This is a genomic window from Paraburkholderia silviterrae (genome assembly GCF_004353915.1).
Taxonomy (GTDB): domain Bacteria; phylum Pseudomonadota; class Gammaproteobacteria; order Burkholderiales; family Burkholderiaceae; genus Paraburkholderia; species Paraburkholderia silviterrae.
The window spans coordinates 153407-170940 of sequence record NZ_SMRP01000003.1; the positions used below are offsets into that span (position 1 = coordinate 153407).

Consider the following 17534-nt stretch of genomic DNA (forward strand, 5'->3'; position numbering starts at 1 on the left):
GCGCCGGCTGGGTCCGGCCGCGTCGAAGCAGTAAAAACATCGCCGTTTCCGCCTGTTTTGGGGGAACGGCGATGGGCTTTTCTGGGTTTTTGGCCAGTTTTTGGTTTACCCTCGCAGTACCTTCAGAATCCGGCTCCCCGCCGCGGATTGACGCCGCGTTTTGCGCAGCCGCGATGTTTCCGGATTTGCCCGTTTTCGATTGTCCTTTTAGCGAATCACGACGATGTCTACCCTCTACGAATCCACGCTCCGCTCGCTGCCGCTTCTCGGCCGCGGCAAGGTCCGCGACAACTATGCCGTGGGCGACGACAAGCTGCTGATCGTCACGACCGACCGCCTCTCGGCGTTCGACGTCATCATGGGCGAGCCGATTCCGCGCAAGGGCGAGGTGCTCAACCAGATGGCCGACTTCTGGTTCGAGAAGCTCAAGCACGTCGTGCCGAACCACCTCACGGGCGTAGCGCCTGAAACCGTCGTGGCCGCCGACGAAGTCGAGCAGGTCAAGGGCCGCGCCGTGGTGGTCAAGCGCCTCGAGCCGATCCTCGTCGAGGCCGTGGTGCGTGGCTATCTGGCCGGCAGCGGCTGGAAGGACTATCAGGCGACGGGCGCGGTGTGCGGCGTCGAGCTGCCGCCGGGCCTGCAAAACGCGCAAAAGCTGCCCGAGCCGATCTTCACGCCGGCAGCCAAGGCCGAAATGGGCCATCACGACGAGAACATCACGTACGAAGAGATGGAGCGCCGCATCGGCACCGAGCTCTCGCGCACCATCAAAGAGATTTCGATCAAGCTGTACAAGGAAGCCGCCGATTACGCGGCCACGCGCGGCATCATCATCGCCGACACCAAGTTCGAGTTCGGTCTGGACAACAACGGCCAGCTCTATTTGATGGACGAGGCGCTCACAGCCGATTCGTCGCGTTTCTGGCCCGCGGATCAGTACCAGGTGGGCTCGAACCCGCCGTCGTTCGACAAGCAGTTCGTGCGCGACTGGCTCGAAACCCAGCCGTGGAAGAAGGAGCCGCCGGCGCCGAAGCTCCCCGACGACGTGATCACGAAGACTTCGGCGAAGTATCAGGAGGCGCTCGAGCGCCTGACAGGTCAGAAGCTGGCATAAAACAGGCTGGCGTAAGTCGGCGCAAAGAGGGAAGAAGGAAGCACAATGAGTGAAGTTCAGACGGCTCACCAGCATGCGGCGCCGCTCGTCGGCGTGTTGATGGGCTCCAGCTCCGACTGGGACACGATGAAGCACGCGGTCGCGATCCTGCAGGAGTTCGGCGTCGCGTACGAGGCGAAGGTGGTCTCGGCGCACCGCATGCCCGACGAAATGTTCGAGTACGCGGAAAAAGCGCGCGAGCGCGGCTTGCGCGCGATCATCGCCGGCGCGGGCGGCGCGGCGCACCTGCCGGGCATGCTGGCGGCCAAGACCACGGTGCCGGTGCTCGGCGTGCCCGCGGTCAGCAAGTATCTGAAAGGCGTGGACTCGCTTCACTCGATCGTGCAGATGCCCAAGGGCGTGCCGGTCGCGACCTTCGCCATTGGCGAGGCGGGCGCGGCCAATGCGGCGCTCTTCGCCGTATCGATGCTCAGCGTGACCGATTCCGAATACGCGAACAAGCTCGCGGCCTTCCGCGTGCGCCAGAACGAAGCGGCGCATGCGATGGTGCTGCCGGCGCTGTGATTGCGGCGCGCGATAAGCGCATGAAGTGACATCGTCGAGGCGGAAACTGGCGGGGCAGCGCGTTCCCGCCCGTTTCCATTGCGACGTTAAACCTCGGTCTGGCCCGCGCGACGTCCCCTGCGCGCCGCGGCCAGCCCCGACCGACCACGAAGATGACTCCTGACAACTCTCCGGTTTCACCGATTCTGCCCGGCGCCTGGCTGGGCATGGTGGGTGGCGGCCAGCTCGGCCGCATGTTCTGCTTTGCCGCCCAGGCGATGGGCTATCGCGTCGCCGTGCTCGATCCCGACGCGACGAGCCCGGCTGGCACCGTCGCCGACCGCCATATCTGCGCACCCTACGACGACGAAGCCGCGCTGATCGAGCTTGCGCGCCTGTGCGCGGCCATCTCGACCGAATTCGAGAACGTGCCCGCGGCGAGCCTCGACGCGCTCGCGAAGTCGACCTTCGTGAGCCCCGCTGGCCGCTGCGTGGCCGTCGCGCAGGACCGCATCGCCGAGAAGCGCTTCATCGCCGCTGCGGGCGTGCCGGTCGCGCCGCACGTGGTGATCGAGTCGTCGCAGGCGCTCGCCGCCATCGGCGACGAAGCGCTTGCCGCCGTGCTGCCGGGCATCCTCAAGACCGCGCGCATGGGCTACGACGGCAAAGGCCAGATCCGCGTGGGCAACGCCGAAGAAGTGCGCGAGGCGCATGCGTCGCTTGGCGGCGTGCCGTGCGTGCTGGAAAAGCGCCTGCCGCTGAAGTTCGAGGTGAGCGCGCTCATCGCGCGCGGCGTGAGCGGCGCGAGCGTGGTCTATCCGCTCGCACAGAACACGCACCGCAACGGCGTGCTCTCGCACACCATCGTGCCCGCGCCCGATGCAAGCGCGGCGCTCGTGCAGCAGGCGCAGCAGGCTGCGCTGCAAATTGCGGCCAAGCTCGGCTATGTGGGTGTGCTGTGCGTGGAGTTCTTCATTCTCGAAGACGGCTCGCTCGTGGCCAACGAAATGGCGCCGCGCCCGCACAACTCGGGCCACTACACGACCGATGCGTGCGCGACGAGCCAGTTCGAGCAGCAGGTGCGCGCGATGACCGGCATGCCGCTCGGCGACACGCGCCAGCACTCGCCAGCCGTGATGCTCAACATTCTCGGCGACGTGTGGTTCCCCGCCGGGGCCGGTGGCGCGAAGGCGCCCAAAGGTGCCGCGCCCGTCATGCCGCCGTGGGACCAGGTCGCGGCGATGCCCTCCGCGCGCCTGCACCTGTACGGCAAGGAAGAGGCGCGCCCGGGCCGCAAGATGGGCCACGTGAACTTCACCGCGCCGACGCTCGACGAAGCGCGCGCGGCCGCACGCGATTGCGCGCGCCTGTTGCACATCGCTACGAGCTGAGTTGGGTCGCATCATGTCCGATCAGCAGCAAGGCCGCCACGCCGGCACGCCTGAATTGACCGCAGCCGACATCGAGCAGGCCGCCGCATTGCTCGACGCAGGCGAGCTGGTCGCGTTTCCCACCGAGACGGTCTACGGACTCGGCGGCGACGCGGCAAGCCCCGCAGCCGTCGCGCGCATCTACGCCGCGAAGGGCCGGCCCGCGAATCATCCGGTGATCGTGCATCTGCCGCCGGGCGGCGACCCGCAGTACTGGGCCGCCGAGTGGCCAGAGGCCGCGCAGAAGCTTGTCGATGCGTTCTGGCCCGGCCCGCTCACGCTGATCGTCAAGCGCCATGCGCGCATTCCCGACGCAGTGAGCGGCGGCCAGGATTCGGTGGGCTTGCGTTGTCCCTCGCATCCAGTGGCGCAGCAACTGCTGGCCGCGTTCTCGGAGCGGCGCGGCGGGCATGGCGGCGTAGCGGCGCCCTCGGCGAACCGCTTCGGCCACGTGAGCCCGACCACGGCGCAGCATGTGCGCGACGAGTTCGGCGCGACGGTGCACGTGCTCGATGGCGGCGCATGCGACGTCGGCATCGAGTCGACGATTCTCGATCTCTCGCGCGGCTTCCCGGCATTGCTGCGACCGGGCCATGTGAGCCCGCTCGATATCGCGCGCGTGCTGGGCGAGGCGCCGCGTCTGCCCGACGGCTCGGACGCCACGGCGCCGCGCGCATCGGGCACGCTCAAGGCGCACTACGCGCCGCGCACGCCGCTCGCGCTGCTGCCGTTCGAGGCGCTGGAGCCGTTGCTCGCCGCCGCGCGCGACGCGGGCGAAACGGTGGCGCTGGTGGCGCGCGGCTCGCGCGCCGGCGCATGGGCGAGCGCGGCGAACGTGCATTTCGTGGCCGCGCCGGAAGAGCCGCAGGTCTATGCGCGCGAGCTCTACAGCCTGCTGCGCGCGCTCGACCGCGCGAACGTCTCGCGCATCCTCATCGAAAAATTGCCCGAGACCCTCGAGTGGATCGCCGTGAACGACCGCCTCGGCCGCGCGGCTGCCGCCTTCGAGGCGCAGCAGGGCTGAGCAAGATTTCGCTTGCTCAATGAAAACACCCCACGACCCTGGCGGGCCGTGGGGTGTTTTGTTTTGCACCGGGTTTCCCGGTGCGTGGGGCTTACTGCGGTGCCTTGCCGATGCCTGCGGCAGCCAGCTGCGTTTCGACGAACGTGGCGAATTGCGCGTACAGCGCGGTGGTCGGGTGGAAGAGATCCGCGAACATGTAAGTCGTGGGCGCGTTGGCCGCCTTCAGCGTCTGCGGCGAGCAGAACAGCGACGAGCCGAAGGCCTGACCGTATTGCTGTGCCGCTGCGTCGAGGATGGGTTGCGGCGTCGTGGGCGGCAGCCCGAGCGTGGCCTGCGGGTTGGCCAGCGCATAGTTGGTGGCGTCGGTTTCCATCTGCGTGAGGTTGCAGGCGGTGTCCGTGTTCGTCACGGTGAAGCCGAGGCTAGCCGCGTTCTGGATCGACTGGTCGAACCACGAGAACGTATCGATCGGAACGACCTTCTTGGCCGCGAGAGACGGTTGAAGACCCTGCAGCAGCGCAAGGTTGTACATGGCCGAAACGAGCGAGAGTGCCTGGTCGGGCGCGTTCGCGGAGCCCGGCGTAGCACCGACGCTCGAATCGGCGACCAGCGCCGCCGGCGCCTTGCCGATGTCGGGCACCGTCGCGACCGCGACCTTGGCCGTGCCCGCGATCTGCGTGTTGACGAGGTTGGCGAGCGTGCCGGCAGCGGTGATGATCGGCAGGACCGACGCGAAGTCCGTGCTGGCGTTCGGGTCCGTGGTGACGATGGTCAGCGCGATGGCGGCGGGCACCAGCGCCTGGGCCTGGGCGGCCGTAAAGCCTTCCGCCTCCAGTTGCTGAAGGGCCTTTTGCTGGGTCGCGGGGTCGCTGGCGGCCGCCGCGAAGTTGGCCTTGGCGAGCCCGGTGGCGAACGCGGTGAGTCCTGCGCCCTTGTTGTCCAGTAGCGCCAGGATTTCGTTCGCGCCGCCTTCGACGAGCACGAGCTGATTCGCATTGAAGCTGCCGTGCTGCGCCAGATACTGGCTGACCTGCCAGGTCAGCGGCTGCTCGCTCGGGCCCGGAATCACGGCGCTGGTATTGGCCACGCCGCCGGTCGAGACCATCGCGCCGCCTTGTGCGTAGTCGAGGCCGCCCGTTGCCGTCAACGGCACGCCGAAGCCGCCTTCGAAGGCCGGCGTCAGCGAATTGCCGAAATACTCGGAGACCTTCTGCGCCCAGACTTCACCCGGGTTGGTCGTGAAGCGGCCGCCACCGAAGCCCGGCAGAATCTGCTCCGAATACGTGCCGGCGTCGGTGAGGCTCGTACCGAATGCCACCACCTGCAGGTTGACGCCGGACGGCGGCGGCGTGCTCGCGCTGCTGCTGCTGCCGCTACCGCCGCCGCAAGCGGCGAGGAGCGCGAAAGCGGCGCTCGCGAGAGCGATCTGGGTGGCGCGCACGAGCGTACGGTGTCTCGGTCCTTGTTGCTTCATATTCACTTCATCTCCTCTGTTTGTGGCTTGTGTTGCCATTGCCTGATGCCAGCTTCTGATGCTGCCAATGCTTCTGATGCCTGTGTCGCCAGGTCTTGCCGCTCGTTGTTGAGTCGAAGTGGCGTGGTCCCCCAAGGTCCTCGCCATCAGCCTACGCAATCTGTCATGTTTTGTGCGACCCGATGTCACCCTTGGTGTTGTTTTCCGACACGCATGTTCGTATCCCACGTGAGCCCGAGCCAACCTGTGCCGCGTCCCGGCGCGCGCACCAGTCCGGCGGCGCGAATAGCGCGGCAAGCCGCGTGCGCCAGTCGGGCATGCGTGCGAAATCGCGCGCCATGGCGAGCCATTCGTGAAAGCTCGCCTTGAGCGGGTTATAGGTGTCGAGCGGCTTGACGATGCCGTAGACGGGCGGCTCGTGCGCGTCCTCTTTGACGTAGCTGCCGAACAGGCGGTCCCAGATCGCCAGCACGCCTGCATAGTTGCGATCGATGTATCGCGCATTGCGCGCGTGATGGACGCGATGCATCGACGGCGTGTTGAGCACGTATTCGAGCCAGCCGAGCTTGCCGATGGCCTGGGTGTGCACGAAGAACTGAAACGCGAGATTGACGAGCACGATGCCGACGATCTGCTTCGGCGGAAAGCCGAGCACGGCCAGCGGGATCCAGAAGATCCACATGCCCGCGACGGGGTACATGAGGCTTTGGCGGAACGCGGTGGAGAGGTTGAGCCGTTCCGACGAATGATGGACGACGTGTGCGGCCCAGAGCCACCGCACGCGGTGGCTCGCGCGGTGGAACACGTAATAGAGCAGGTCCTGGGCGACGAAGAGCGCGAGCCATGCGCCAAGGCCGGGCTGCCACGAGACGATGCGCCAATGGCGGTAGACGTACGCGTAGACGGGGATGGCCACGAGCCATGCGAGCTTGTCGGTGCCCTGGTGCATGAGCGCGAGCGCGGCGTTGCAGAGCGTGTCGGGCCAGCTATAGAGCGCGGCGCCGGGACGGTTGCGGGCGAGATGCCAGGCCTCCCAGCCGATGCAGGCGAGAAAGACGGGAGCGAGGGCGAGCAACAGCCATTCAGCGTCGAACTGCACGAATGTCGTCCTCCTTGTCCCGTGAGCGGCACTGGCGAGTCAGCGCGGCATTGTTGTGTTTTGTCGATCGCACCAGGCGGGACCCCACACACAGCTCGTCAACATGCGCGTTGATGTGGGTCCAGACATGGTGCGGTTAGCCGTGGGTGTGCGCATATTCTTGCGCGCTACCCGACTTTGCCCGTCAGAGTACACGTCCGACGCATGCGGCGCGCGGGGCTTTGCTAGAGGAAATCTTCGAGCGGCGCGGCTTTGAGCAGGATCCGGGCAGCGGCTCGACAGGCACGTTCGGGCTGCCTGGCGGCGCGAAGTGCGCGCAGATCAGCAAGCAGATCCGTGTGAGTGGCGCGCACGGAAGAGGGCACGCGAGCGCGACGGGAGATCGTGAGTGGAGAGCGTGGGGAGTAAGCGGGCAGGTCAAGCGGGGAGGTTAAGCGGGCAGACTAAGCGGCGAGGATGGGAGGGCAAGCTGGAAGTCCAGGCCTGCGCCCCGAACGAGCGGCGCAGGTTGCCGACGCGCCGCCCGTCCCGCGCGCCCATGCCGTCAATGCGCGCCGCGCTGCTTCTTCACGGCCTTGCGCTCGGCGGCCTGGCTCGTCTTTTCCGCCTTCGTCACGTGGCCGGCTCGCGCCGCCTTCGGCGCGCGCTTCGGATGCGGGTCGACGTACACGGGTTTCTCCTCGGGCATGCCCTGGTAGACCCATTCGAGCAGCGCGTCATGCGCGGCGCGTGCGGCTTCGGCACGCGGGTCGTTGATGAGGCTCACGACGATCCAGCTCTCGCCGTGCTGCGAGGCCACATAGCCCGCGATCGCGCGCACGTCGCGCAGCGTGCCAGTCTTGATGTGCGCGTTGCCGTCCACGCCCGCGTTGTTCAAGCGGTTGCGCATGGTGCCGTCCACGCCCGCGATCGGCAGTGAGTCGATGAACGGCTGCGCCACCGGGCTCGCGTTGGCGGCTTGCAGCAGACTCGCGAGCGAGAGCGCGCTGATGTGCTCCTCGCGTGAGAGGCCGCAGCCGTTGTCGAGCACGAGCTCGGGCATGTTGAGGCCGCTCTTGCGCAGGAACGCCGTGACGGCAGTGGAGGCCTTCGCCGTGGTCGCGGGCGGCTTCTCCTCGACGGCGCCGAGCGTGAGGAACAGGTTGCGCGCCATCACGTTGTTGCTGAACTTGTTGATGTCGCGCACGACGTCCGCGAGCGGCGGGCTCTGATGCACGCCCAGCAGACGCGCGCGCGGCGGCACGACGCCTTCGCGCGTCGTGCCCGCAAAGGTGCCGCCCGCTTGCTGCCAGAGCGCGAGGAAGCCGTCGGCGAAGAAGGTGCTGTGATCGACGGGCGCGGCCATGTTGAGCGTGCGGTCGCCGCAGCGCAACGCGTAGTTGCCCGCGAAGCTCGCCGTGACGATGCCGTTCGCGCCCGGCGTGACCTGCGGGCTCGGCAGCAGCCCGCCGCACTTGCCTGGGCGCTCGCGGATCTGGTTGTCGATCTGCCATTGCGCGACAGGCGGCACCACGCCGATCGAGACGCCGTCGCGCGAGGGCGAGAACGTGAACGAGAGCGCCTTGAACGCGTACATCAGCGGATCGGGGCCGACGTTGTAGGGCGCGCTGTTGTCGCCGTCGAACGAGGGCAGGTCGCGTGTGGAGGCGTCGAACTCGCTCTTGTCGAGCACGAGCGAGCCTTCGATGCGCACGATGCCGGTCGCGCGGATCTTCTGCACGAGATCGATCAGCTCCTCGGGGACGAGCTTCGGGTCGCCGGTGCCCTTGATGTAGAGGTTGCCGTGCAGCGTGCCGCTCGCGTCCACGTCGCCGTCGGTGTAGGCGCTGGTTTTCCAGCGGTAGTCGGGCCCTAGCATCGAGAGGCCGCTCCATGTGGTGACGAGCTTCATCGTCGAGGCGGGCATCATCGGCTGGCCCGCGTTGACGGCGACGCTCGGCTGGCGGTCGCCCACTTTTTCGATCACGACGCTCACCGACGAAAGCGGCACGTGCGCGCGCTCGAGCCCGGCCATCACGCTGGGCGGCAAGACGGTGCTGACGTTGACCGTGGGCACGCGCGCGCCTGCGGGCTGTGCGCAGGCCGGCGCGCCGGCAAAGGCCGCCGTGAGCGCCGCGCAGGCGAGCGCGAGCGCGAGGGGGCGCGGCGCACGGCGGCGGCGCGCGTCGACGCCGATGGTTGCGGCCGTGACGATGGCGGTCGGGGCGGCGGCCGAGATGGCGGTGGGGGGCTTTGCGGTGGCCACGGCCGCGCGCGCGGCGCGCGGTGTGTTCGGGCGGAACAGGGTACGAAGTCGGGACAGCGAAACAGGCGGCATGAAGAGCGTTGGACGAGGGCAGGCAATGCGGGGGCCGCGCGCGGCGCTGCTCGCCCGGGCGGGCTTTTCGCGAGTGTCGTGCGCGGACGCGGAAAACGGCTGGCGCGTGGCTTTCGCGATGCGCGCGTCGCCTTGCAGGCCAACCGGAGACAACTGAAAGGGCGCGTTCGCATCGCGGCGCCGCGCGCCGCAAAAGCGCACATTGTAAAGACCTCGCGTGGCGTGCGCGTATCGACGGCGAGAAATGTGGGAAAAGGTCGCGTCAGCGCACGGCGGGGCGCGTCCGTGCGCCAACCGTTTGCACTTCGCCTGGACTTCGATTGCGCCTCGCTTGCACCTTGTTCGCACCTGCGCGCGCGGCCGCTCCAGCCTGGCGCGCGGCGCCTGGCGTCAGCCCGGACGCCGTGCGGCGCGTGTCGAGGCGCTAGAATGCAGCCATCGTCATTCACTTCAGGCGCGGCGCCGCGCGTGCCGCCTGGCCAATTCATTACGATGCGCATACTGCTAGTCGAAGATGACCGCATGATTGCCGAGGGCGTGCGCAAAGCGCTGCGCGGCGAAGGCTTCGCGGTCGACTGGGTCGAGGACGGCGAGGCCGCGCTCTCGGCCGCGAGCGGCGAATCCTACGATCTGATGCTGCTCGATCTCGGGTTGCCCAAGCGCGACGGCCTCGACGTGTTGCGCACCCTGCGCGCACGCAGCGTGGCGCTGCCCGTGCTGATCCTCACCGCGCGCGACGCGATCGCCGACCGCGTAAAGGGCCTCGACGCCGGCGCCGACGACTACCTGATCAAGCCCTTCGATCTCGACGAACTAGGCGCGCGCATGCGCGCTCTGATCCGCCGCCAGTCGGGCCGCAGCGATTCCACGATCCGCCACGGTTCGATCACGCTCGATCCCGCCTCGCACCAGGTGACCCAGGACGGCTCGCCCGTCGCGCTCTCCGCGCGCGAGTTCGCCTTGCTCGAGGCGCTGCTCGCGCGCCCCGGCGCGGTGCTCTCCAAGACCCAGCTCGAAGAAAAGATGTACGGCTGGGGCGAGGAGATCGGCAGCAACACGGTCGAGGTCTATATCCACGCGCTGCGCAAGAAGCTCGGCGCCGATCTGATCCGCAACGTGCGCGGCCTCGGCTACATGATCGCGAAAGACGCGTGAGGACGAGCGCCGCCCGATGAGTTCGATTCGCAGACAACTGCTGTTCTGGCTGCTCGCGATCGTGGTCGCGGGCGTGAGCCTCGCGGGCTGGCTGATCTATCGCCAGGCGCTGGCCGAAGCCAACGAGCTGTTCGACTACCAGTTGCAGGAGATTGCCGCAGCGCTGCCCTCCGAGCCGTTCAACGAGATCCTCAGCTCGCGCGACACCGGCACCGAAGGCATCGTCCTGCAGATCTGGAACCGCAATGGCGTGCTGATGTACTACTCGCATCCGCGTGCGCCGCTCGCGCCGCGCGCGGAGCTCGGCTTTTCGACCGAGCGCACCGACCGCGGCGACTGGCGCGTCTATGGCGCGATCGTCGGCGACAACGTCGTGCAGCTCGCGCAGCCGATGACGGTGCGCAACCGGCTCGCCGCGAACGTCGCGTTGCGCACGCTCTGGCCGCTGATCGTGTTGTTGCCGTTCCTCGGCCTGGCTGTATGGATGGTGGTGGGGCGGGGCCTGAAGCCGCTCTCGCGCGTCGCGCGCGCACTCGACACGCGCCACCCCGAGGCGCTCGAGCCGCTGCCCGAGCAGCGCCTGCCGCGCGAGGTCACGCCGCTCGTGCATGCGCTCAACGCGCTGCTCGAGCGCCTTGCCCAGGCGATCGATACGCAAAGGGCCTTCGTGGCCGACGCCGCGCACGAATTGCGCACGCCGCTTGCGGCCGTGCAGATTCAGGCGCAACTCGTTGCGCGCGCAAGGGATGACGAAACGCGGCGCGAGGCGATCGGCGACCTGCAGGCGGGCGTGACGCGCGCCACGCGCCTGGCTGAGCAGCTGCTCGCGCTCGCGCGCTCCGAGCCCGACGGTCACGCGCGCGCGCGAAGCGTCGACCTGCATGCGCTGCTCGATGATTGCGTGCTCAACTATGCGCCGCTCGCCCAGCAGCGCGGCGTGGACCTCGGCATCGAGGAGAGCGTCGACGCGCACGTGCACGGCGACGCCGACGCGCTGCGCGTGATGTTCAACAACCTGCTCGACAACGCGACGAAATACACGCCTGCGGGCGGACGCGTGGACGTGAGGCTCATCGTGAACGACGGGCATCCGCTCGTGCGCATTGAGGACAGCGGACCGGGCATTCCCGTCGACGAGCGCCCGCGCGTATTCGACCGCTTCTATCGCGTGGGCGCGAATGCGAACCGCGCGCGCACGGATGTATCGGGAACGGGGCTCGGTCTTGCAATCGTGCGCCGCATCGCCGATCAGCACGATGCTACGATCACGCTCGGCGATTCGCCGGCGGGCGGCTTGCAGGTGGATGTGCGGTTTTGAGCGTTGCGTGCATCAAGGCTTCCTTTTTGCTTTCAATACGCGCGTGACGGGCGCGCCGCGGCCCTCGCGGCGCATCCCGAAAGCCCCCGCAAACGCCCTGCGCACGGGACTTTGCGGTTTGGTTCCCCGCTTAAGACTCCTTTAAGCGATAGCGCTTAACCTTCGTTACGTCGTGACAGTATCCCGCGCAAGGAGTCCGCTATGAATACCAAAGTCTTTACCCGCAGTGCCGTGGCCATCGCCGTTGCCGTCGCTTTGTCGGCGGGCTACGTGGCCGGGCGCCGCGACGTGCCGCCGCCGCAGGTCATCACGCAGGCGCAGGCCGCCGCGCTGATGCCCGCCGAAGCCGCGGCCAAGACCGGCATTCCTGACTTCTCAGGCCTCGTCGAAACCTACGGCCCGGCGGTCGTCAACATCAGTGCGAAGCACGTGGTGAAGCAGACGGCCCTGCGCGGCGGTGGCGGCGGCGGTGCGCAGCAATTGCCGATCGATCCGAGCGATCCGTTCTACCAGTTCTTCAAGCACTTCTACGGCGGCATGCCCGGCATGGGCGGCGGCGACGGCGGCGGCATGCAGCCCGACACGCCGAGCACGAGCCTCGGCTCGGGCTTCATCATCAGCCCGGACGGCTACATCCTCACGAACGCGCACGTCGTGGACGGCGCGAACGTCGTGACCGTGAAGCTCACCGACAAGCGCGAATTCAAGGCCAAGGTCGTGGGCGCCGACAAGCAGTCCGACGTCGCGGTGCTCAAGATCGACGCGAAGGATCTGCCGACCGTGAAGATCGGCGACCCGCGCCAGAGCAAGGTCGGCCAGTGGGTGGTGGCGATCGGCTCGCCCTACGGCTTCGACAACACCGTGACCTCGGGCATCATCAGCGCGAAGTCGCGCTCGCTGCCCGACGAGAACTACACGCCGTTCATCCAGACCGATGTGCCGGTGAACCCCGGCAACTCGGGCGGCCCGCTCTTCAACCTGCAGGGCGAAGTGATCGGCATCAACTCGATGATCTACTCGCAGACGGGCGGCTTCCAGGGCCTTTCGTTCGCCATCCCGATCAATGAGGCGATGAAGGTCAAGGACGATCTCGTCAAGACCGGTCACGTGAACCGCGGGCGCCTCGGCGTCGCGGTGCAGTCGATGAACCAGACGCTCGCCGACTCGTTCGGCATGGACAAGCCGCGCGGCGCGCTGGTGAGCTCGGTGGATTCGAACGGCCCGGCCGCCAAGGCGGGCCTGAAGCCCGGCGACGTGATTCTTGCCGTGAACGGCGAGCAAGTGGGCGACTCGTCCGACCTGCCTTCGCTGATCGCGGGCATGAAGCCGGGCACGAAGGCCGACATTCAGGTGTGGCGCGACAAGTCGACCAAGGACTTCTCGGCGACGATCGGCGCGCTCACCGACAGCAAGGTCGCCTCGAACGACACGCCGCAGTCGCAGATGCAGGGACGCCTGGGCGTCGCGGTGCGTCCGCTCACGCCGGAAGAGAAGAGCAACAGCTCGGTCGATCACGGCCTGCTCGTCGAACAGGCGGCCGGCGCGGCGGAAAACGCCGGCATCCAGCCCGGCGACGTGATCCTCGCCGTGAACGGCCGCCCGGTGACGAGCGCCGATCAGCTCAAGCAGATGATCGCGAAAGCGGGCAACAGCATCGCACTCCTGATCCAGCGCGACGACGCGCAGATCTTCGTGCCGGTCGATCTCGGCTGATCGAAGTCTCGAATCGCTCCAGCGGCCGAGGGCCTGTTATTAGCGGGAACAGGCCCTTGCTTCGTTCGCATACCGGGATTTCCTGGCCGCTTTTTCACTGCCGCCGTGGGCTTTGCGCCCCGGCGGCAGTTTTCTTTTCTGCGGGATCTGCGGGATCTGCGGGATCTGCGGGGTCTTTTGGGTGCTGCTCTCGTCCGCTGTTGTCCGATCAAACGGGCATGCGGTTTGCGCCGGTTGTATACCGAAGCAACTTGTAAGGAGCAGTCACGATGAAGAGGTTCCGTAAAACGCGTCCCGTCGTTTCGAGCGTCGCGCTCGCGGCTACCCTGGCACTCGGTTTCGCGGCCGGCGCGGCAGCGCAGCAAGGCAGCGCGCCGGTGCAGCAAGGCGGCGTGCCGACGATGCAGCAGGGCGGCGCACCGGGGCAACAGGTGCCGCCGCAACCAGGCGGCGCGCCGGTACAGCAAGTGCCGATGCAGCAGCAAGGCGGCGCACCGGTACAGCAAGTACCGATGCAGCAGCAAGGCGGCGCACCGATGCAGCAAATGCCGATGCAGCAGCAAGGCGGCGCCAATGGCGCAATGAACGGCATGAATCCCACGAACGGCACGGTGGGCGGAACGTCCGCCGATAATTCGAGCGCCGGCAACACCAATGGCGGCGGCATGCCGCAAGTGCAGCAACAGGGCGGCGTCGAATTCGTGTCGGGCGGTGTTGGCCAGGACGAGTCGAAGGCGCTGCAGGCCGCGCGCTCGCAATGGCCGCTCTCGCTGCGCTTCACGGGCCGCAATGCCGAGTTCCTCGCCGACGTGCATGTGCAGATCGTCGACGCCCACGGCGCAAGCGTGCTCGATGCGACCTCGCGCGGACCGTACATGCTCGTGCGCGTGCGCCCGGGGCGCTATACCGTGCACGTGAGCCATAACGGCGTCGACAAGACCAGTGCTGTGACCGTTGGGTCGAACGGCAGCGCCCGCGCGTCCTTCGTCTGGTGAGCCCGGGCGGCGCGCGGCGTTTCGAATTCGCGCAAGCCGCCAGAGTTTCGCCGATAATGAAGCCACGGGGCTGCCGTGGCTTTTTTTGAGCGCGGCGGCGCCCATCGATCAGGGAGCAGACTATGGCGGTCGAACCGGATGCCGGCCATCGCATCGACATTGTCGTGAACCGTCACCGCGTGCGCGTGATCCACGGCGGCATCACCATCGCCGACACGCTCGCGGCGCTCACGCTCATCGAAACCGGCAATCCCGACGTCTTTTATTTCCCGCGCGCCGACGTGAACATGGCGCGGCTCGAACGCTCCGCGCGCATAGAGGCGTGCCCGCACAAGGGCGAGGCGTCTTACTACCACCTGCACACCGAGGACGGCCGCATCGAGGACGTGGCCTGGAGCTACGAGGCGCCGCTCGATGCCGTGCGCGGCATCAAGGGCTATCTGGCGTTCCACTTCGGGCTCGTGGACCGCATCGATCAGACCTCCTGAGCGCCTCGGCCCGCGTGCCGGGGCAGGAGCGCGCCCGGCCCCCGGCTCGCTGCTCGCCCGGCATCGCGCGGCAGCCTCAAGAACCGAAATTGACAGCCGATAGATGTGCTGACGTACCGAACGAACCGAACGACCCGGGCAAACTGAGTCACCTGAGCGACGCAATCGAACTTCTCGAACTGCCACCGGGGAGCTGCCATGGAACTGAACGACGCGTTGAGGATTCCGCTTGAGCCGTCTGCCGTCTGGCAGGCGCTGCAGGACGCCACGCTCGTGCGCGCGAGTCTGGAGCATTGCGAGTCGTTCCGGCGGCTCGGCGCCGGCGAATACGCGCTCACGCTCACCGTGCCGCTCGGGCCGCTGCGCGCGCGCTACGAAGTGCGCGCTCACATCGCCAGCGATGTCGCGACGGTGCCGCTCACGCCGCGCCGCGTGCTGAGCTTTCGCGCGCGTGCCGATGGCATCGGCTCGCTGCGCGGCCAGATCGACGTGGCGCTGCGCGAGGAGGAGCCCGTGGGGGCGGGCGAGGGCGCGAGCACGCGCATCGACTATTCGGTTTGGGCCACGCTGACCGGGCCGCTGGGCGAGTTGCCGCCGCGCCAGATCGAAAACGCCCTGCACGAGCTCGCCGACGAGTTCTTCACCGAGTTTTGCGCCGTAGTGGCGGCCAAGCACGGGCAGGCGCCGAACCGCGTGCGCGGGGACACGCCGCGGCGCCAGCATGTGTTTCTGCGGCCCATCAATCTCGCGGCGGTCGCGCGGCGCGCGCATCTGCTCCCGCATGCGGGCGGCACGCTGTCGGGCCGCGCCGCAAGCACGCTGCATCACGAACCCGCGCCGCACGCCATGCCGAGCTGGGCTTGGGCCGCGATGATCTTCTTCGTCGCCCTGCTGTTTTACGTGGCGCGGCACTTCGCGGAAGGCTGAGTCCGCGCGCAATCACGTCCCGCGAAATTCCCGCCGCCATGCCGACGGCGAGGTTCTGAACGCCTCCACGAAATGCTGACGCAGCGACGTGGCCGAGCCGAATCCCGCGCACTGCGCGATGGCGTCGATCGGCTGGTCGGTGGTCTCGAGCAACTGCTGTGCGCGGGCGAGCCGCTCGCCGAGGAGCCACGCGCTCACGGTGGCGCCCGTCGTCAGACGGAACTGGCGGGTGAAGGTGCGACGGCTCATGAGCGCACGCCGCGCCAGCGAGTCGAGCGTATGCGGCGTGTCGAGATGGGCGCGGATCCAGTCGAGCAGGCTCGAAAGCCGGTCGCCGCGCCCGCGCGCCGCCACGGGTTGCTGAACGTACTGCGCCTGGCTGCCCTGACGATGCGGCGGCACCACGAGCCGCCGCGCCACGTAGTTCGCCGCCTGCGTGCCGGCGAGTCGCCGCAGCAGATGCAGGCAGCAGTCGAGCCCCGCCGCCGTGCCCGCCGAAGTGAGGATGTCGCCGTCGTCGACATAGAGCACGTCCGGGTCGAAGCGCACTTGCGGGAACTGGCGCGCGAAGGTGTCGGCGGCGGCCCAGTGCGTGGTGGCCGGGCGGCCGTCGAGCAGGCCCGCGTGCGCGAGCACGAATGCACCGAAGCACAGGCCCACGAGCACCGCGCCGCGCGCGTGTGCCGCGCGCAGCGCATCGCATAGCGCATCGGGCGGCACTTCTTCGGCGTCACGCCAGCTCGGCACGACGACCACATCGGCGCCTTCGAGCGCTTCGAGGCCGTAGGGCGCGCCGATCGTAAAGCCCGCGGTCGTGGCGAGCGGCCCCGGCTCGGCCGCGCAAACGATCAGCTCGAACGGCGGCACGCCACCTTCCGGGCGCGGCTCGCCGAACACGATGCAGGGCACCGAGAGATGAAACGGGATGACGCGATCGAACGCGACCACGGCAATGCGGCGCGCGACCGGGGTCGTCTGTGCCGTCGGTGCGGCAGGTGCCGGCTGTGCTGCGGCGCTGGCACGGGGCGTGGAAGCTGGCGGCAGGGCACGGGGAACGGTAGACATCGATCGCCTCGCGAGTAGAGAGGGCATGGGCGTGCAGCGTTTGCACACATTTGGCCCAATTCTAGCGAAAGTTGTCAATTGGGCCACTGTGCGCGTGCGGCGCGCCGGTCAACAATGCCTCCATCGCAGCCGAGCCGCCTGGTCAGCCGCGAATTCCACCGGATTCCCACCCGGATTCCCGCCAGGCTCATATCGAAGAAGGAGGTATCGCCATGTCCGCAACCCCCCGCCGTGCGCTGGTCGTCATCGACGTGCAGAACGAGTACGTCACCGGCGATCTGCCGATCGAATATCCGGACGTCCAGACGTCGCTCGCCAACGTAGGCCGCGCAATCGATGCGGCGCGCGCCGCCGGCGTGCCGGTCGTGGTGGTGCAGAACTTCGCGCCCGCCGACTCGCCGCTGTTCGCGCGCGGCAGCGTCGGCGCCGAGCTGCACCCTGTGGTGGCCTCGCGCGAACGCGATCATTACGTGGAAAAGGCGTTGCCGAGCGCCTTCGCGGGCACCGATCTCGCCGCATGGCTCACCGCGCGCGGCATCGACACGCTGGCCGTCGCCGGCTACATGACGCACAACTGCGACGCGTCGACCGTGTTCGATGCGACGCACGCCGGTCTCGCTGTCGAGTTCCTCGAGGACGCGACCGGCGCTGTGCCCTACGAGAACGCGGCGGGCGCCGCGAGCGCCGCGGAGATCCATCGCGTGTTCAGCGTGGTGATGCACTCGCGCTTCGCCGCGGTCGCGAGCACCGATGCATGGATTGCCGCGCTCGAAGCGGGCGTGCCGCTGCAGCGCGACAACATCTACGCCTCGAATCAGCGCGCACGCGCAAGTCACGTAACGGCTTGATGCCGGCCGGGCGGCGGCCGCTAG

Annotated in this window: 15 protein-coding genes; 11 read left to right on the forward strand and 4 right to left on the reverse strand. The window is 68.0% G+C overall.

Features of this window, described 5'->3' with window-relative positions; genetic code table 11:
* Positions 1–223: 223 nt before the first annotated feature.
* The 4 genes from EYW47_RS08130 to EYW47_RS08145 all read left to right on the forward strand — a co-directional run bounded on the left by EYW47_RS08130 (position 224) and on the right by EYW47_RS08145 (position 4111).
* A complete protein-coding gene (locus EYW47_RS08130; RefSeq protein ID WP_133194363.1) occupies positions 224–1114 on the forward strand; it encodes a phosphoribosylaminoimidazolesuccinocarboxamide synthase in 891 nt (296 codons plus the stop codon).
* Positions 1115–1159: 45 nt separating this feature from the next.
* Complete coding sequence (purE, locus tag EYW47_RS08135; RefSeq protein WP_133194364.1) at positions 1160–1678, forward strand: 5-(carboxyamino)imidazole ribonucleotide mutase; 519 nt, start codon at positions 1160–1162, stop codon at positions 1676–1678.
* 152 nt (positions 1679–1830) lie between these two features.
* Positions 1831–3048 carry a 5-(carboxyamino)imidazole ribonucleotide synthase gene (locus EYW47_RS08140; RefSeq protein ID WP_133194365.1) on the forward strand — a complete coding sequence of 406 codons (1218 nt, stop codon included), beginning with the start codon at positions 1831–1833 and terminating at the stop codon, positions 3046–3048.
* Between the two features lie 13 nt (positions 3049–3061).
* Positions 3062–4111 carry an L-threonylcarbamoyladenylate synthase gene (locus EYW47_RS08145; RefSeq protein ID WP_133194366.1) on the forward strand — a complete coding sequence of 350 codons (1050 nt, stop codon included), beginning with the start codon at positions 3062–3064 and terminating at the stop codon, positions 4109–4111.
* Positions 4112–4202: 91 nt separating this feature from the next.
* Here the strand turns inward: EYW47_RS08145 and EYW47_RS08150 are convergent, their stop codons facing one another.
* The 3 genes from EYW47_RS08150 to dacB form a co-directional block, all read right to left on the reverse strand.
* Complete coding sequence (locus EYW47_RS08150) at positions 4203–5585, reverse strand: SGNH/GDSL hydrolase family protein (protein WP_133194367.1); 1383 nt, start codon at positions 5583–5585, stop codon at positions 4203–4205.
* A 163-nt stretch (positions 5586–5748) separates the two neighbouring features.
* A complete protein-coding gene (locus EYW47_RS08155; RefSeq protein WP_133194368.1) occupies positions 5749–6684 on the reverse strand; it encodes a sterol desaturase family protein in 936 nt (311 codons plus the stop codon).
* A gap of 544 nt (positions 6685–7228) precedes the next feature.
* Positions 7229–9001, reverse strand: coding sequence for a D-alanyl-D-alanine carboxypeptidase/D-alanyl-D-alanine endopeptidase (gene dacB, locus EYW47_RS08160; protein ID WP_165976524.1), 1773 nt, complete (start codon positions 8999–9001; stop codon positions 7229–7231).
* A 492-nt stretch (positions 9002–9493) separates the two neighbouring features.
* Here dacB and EYW47_RS08165 point away from each other — a divergent pair, with 492 nt between their 5' ends.
* The 6 genes from EYW47_RS08165 (at position 9494) to EYW47_RS08195 (ending at position 15597) form a co-directional block, all read left to right on the forward strand.
* The gene (locus EYW47_RS08165) at positions 9494–10156 is read left to right on the forward strand and encodes a response regulator (protein WP_133194753.1); all 663 of its coding nucleotides are present in this window, start codon (positions 9494–9496) and stop codon (positions 10154–10156) included.
* A 16-nt stretch (positions 10157–10172) separates the two neighbouring features.
* Positions 10173–11474 (forward strand): ATP-binding protein, encoded by a 1302-nt coding sequence (locus EYW47_RS08170; protein WP_133194369.1) that lies wholly within the window; start codon positions 10173–10175, stop codon positions 11472–11474.
* 201 nt (positions 11475–11675) lie between these two features.
* The gene (locus tag EYW47_RS08175; protein ID WP_133194370.1) at positions 11676–13187 is read left to right on the forward strand and encodes a DegQ family serine endoprotease; all 1512 of its coding nucleotides are present in this window, start codon (positions 11676–11678) and stop codon (positions 13185–13187) included.
* A gap of 581 nt (positions 13188–13768) precedes the next feature.
* Positions 13769–14182, forward strand: coding sequence for a carboxypeptidase regulatory-like domain-containing protein (locus tag EYW47_RS08185; protein WP_133194372.1), 414 nt, complete (start codon positions 13769–13771; stop codon positions 14180–14182).
* A 122-nt stretch (positions 14183–14304) separates the two neighbouring features.
* The gene (locus EYW47_RS08190; protein WP_133194373.1) at positions 14305–14670 is read left to right on the forward strand and encodes a DUF427 domain-containing protein; all 366 of its coding nucleotides are present in this window, start codon (positions 14305–14307) and stop codon (positions 14668–14670) included.
* 198 nt (positions 14671–14868) lie between these two features.
* A complete protein-coding gene (locus EYW47_RS08195) occupies positions 14869–15597 on the forward strand; it encodes an SRPBCC family protein (protein ID WP_133194374.1) in 729 nt (242 codons plus the stop codon).
* Between the two features lie 12 nt (positions 15598–15609).
* On the opposite strand, the gene EYW47_RS08200 is transcribed toward EYW47_RS08195, so the two are convergent.
* Complete coding sequence (locus tag EYW47_RS08200; protein WP_133194375.1) at positions 15610–16662, reverse strand: helix-turn-helix domain-containing protein; 1053 nt, start codon at positions 16660–16662, stop codon at positions 15610–15612.
* A gap of 212 nt (positions 16663–16874) precedes the next feature.
* On the opposite strand from EYW47_RS08200, the gene EYW47_RS08205 reads away from it, so the two are divergent.
* Positions 16875–17510, forward strand: coding sequence for a cysteine hydrolase family protein (locus tag EYW47_RS08205; protein WP_133194376.1), 636 nt, complete (start codon positions 16875–16877; stop codon positions 17508–17510).
* Positions 17511–17534 lie beyond the last annotated feature (24 nt).